At 71.8% G+C, this 1,946-nt stretch carries 2 protein-coding genes and 1 pseudogene; 2 read left to right on the top strand and 1 reads right to left on the bottom strand.

Features of this window, described 5'->3' with window-relative positions; translation table 11 throughout:
* Positions 1 to 225, bottom strand: a 225-nt coding sequence (locus tag A8W25_RS33080; RefSeq protein WP_158942819.1) for a GntR family transcriptional regulator, incomplete at its 3' end; no start/stop codon positions are given.
* 111 nt (positions 226 to 336) lie between these two features.
* Between A8W25_RS33080 and A8W25_RS30505 the strand changes: the two genes are divergently transcribed.
* Together A8W25_RS30505 and A8W25_RS30500 are read left to right on the top strand one after the other, a co-directional pair.
* Positions 337 to 1,545: an MFS transporter gene (locus tag A8W25_RS30505; protein ID WP_067167670.1), complete on the top strand. Its 1,209-nt coding sequence runs from the start codon at positions 337 to 339 to the stop codon at positions 1,543 to 1,545.
* 121 nt (positions 1,546 to 1,666) lie between these two features.
* A pseudogene (locus A8W25_RS30500) lies at positions 1,667 to 1,946 on the top strand (hypothetical protein); the annotation flags it as partial.

Below are 1,946 nucleotides of genomic sequence, written 5' to 3'. Positions count from 1 at the left end.
GGCGACCACGGTCCCGCCCCGCCCGTGCGTGACCACGACACCGCGCCGGCGCAGCTCCTTGTACGCCGTCGCCACCGTGCCGGGACTCACTCCCAGGTCGTCCGCGAGCCGGCGGACCGGGGGGAGGGTGTCGCCCGGGGCCAACCCGCCGTCGGCGACGGCCCGTTCGACGGAAGCGGCAATTCCCTTGGCCGAGGCACCACTGATCGCATATTGTTCTGCCACGTACTGAACTATGTATCAATACATAATGCCAGTCAAGGGGGAACAGTGACATCGCGCAGCCGACGAGCCGCACTGTGGGAACGAGTCCCGGGAGGCCGCGACGGCCGACTGATGCTCTGGGTCGCCTTCGTCGACCGGACCGGAAGCGGCCTGTGGGCAGCCGTCTCGGTCCTGTACTTCACCTACGTGGCCGGGCTCTCGGTCGCCCAGGTCGGCACACTGGTCGCCCTCGCCGGCGCGGTCGGCATCGCGGGCGCCCCCCTGGGAGGCCGCATCGCCGACCGGCTGCCCCTCACCCGCGTGCTCATCGTCTTCCAGGTCCTGCGCGCACTGGCCTCCGCCGCCCTGCTCACCACCGACAACTATGTGCTCCTGCTGGTGTACTCGGCCGTCGGCAGCTTCGGCGACCGCTCCGCCAACGTGCTCACCAAGCTGTACGCGGCCCGCGTCGCCGGCCCCGACCGCGTCCGCTACCAGGCCGTCAGCCGCACCCTGGCCAACGCGGGCTGGGCCGTCGGGGGCCTCGCCGCGGCGGCCGCCCTCGCGCTCGCCACCACGGCCGCCTACCAGTGGCTGCTCGCCGGAGACGCCCTCTCCTTCGTCGGCGCCGCCCTGGTCACCGCCCGCTGCGCCGAACCGCCCTCGCCCTCGCGCACTGTCGCCACCTCCAAGGAGCCCGCCCCCAAGGCGCGACCGGGCAGCCCCTGGAAGGACCGCGCCTACCTGGCCTATGTGGCCACCGAGGCGGTCCTCTTCATGGACGACGCCGTCTTCAAGGTCGGCATCCCCCTCTGGGCCGTCTCCGCCACGGACGCGCCCCACGGCCTCGTGCCACTCCTGATGGTGCTCAACAACGTGATGGTGGTGGCCCTCCAGGTCCCCCTGGCCCGCTTCGGCGCCACCACCAAGGCGGCACACCGTCTGCTCCTCCCGCTCGCCGCCGTCTTCGGCGCCGCCGGCGTCGCCATGGCCGCCTCGGCCGTCCACGGCGCCGTAACGGCGAGCATCTGCCTGACCGTCTCGGCCGCCGCGTTCACCCTGGCCGAGATGATCCACGCCACCGTCTCATGGGAACTCTCGATCGCCCTGGCCCCGGAGCAGGCCCAGGGCAGCTATCTCGGCGTACACGGCCTGGCCCAGTCCGCCCAGCGCAGCGCGGGACCACTCGCCGTCACCGCGGCGATCGCGACCGGCCCCGTCGGCTGGACCGCCTTCGGCGCCGTCATCGCTCTGACCTGCTGTCTTCAGCACCGCCTGGTACGGGACCGGCTGCCGAAACCGGCATTGTCAGTGCCGCCGGTTACGGTGAGTGAGCACTGATCGACAGCGCTCAGGGGGAAACATGGCGCACATCCGCAACTCCAGGAAATCCACCAGCCCGACGGCCGCCACCCGGTCCCGGACACCCCGCGGCTCCCGGCCCGTCCAGGCGGCCAGAGCCATGCGGCGGACCCTGCGCAGGGAGACGCCCAGCACGGTGGGGCTGCTGGCCGACGCATACGACTTCGAGGCGATGACGCGCTACCGGTCCTTCGCCTTCGACGACCACACGGCCTATCTCCGCCAGGTCGACGGCCTGCTCAGATCCTTCGCGGCCCAGGGACTGCACACCACGGTCGCCCTCTTCGACCCGGAGGAGTTCACCGAGTTCTGCACGGCCAGCGGCATCGACCCCGACACCGCCGACAGCCGCACCCGCTTCACCGCCGAGATCGCGGCGG

The sequence above is a fragment of the Streptomyces sp. ERV7 genome (assembly GCF_001653515.1).
Taxonomy (GTDB): domain Bacteria; phylum Actinomycetota; class Actinomycetes; order Streptomycetales; family Streptomycetaceae; genus Streptomyces.
The sequence above is the reverse complement of the archived record's forward strand: the minus strand, read 5'-3'. Positions and strand labels throughout refer to the sequence as shown.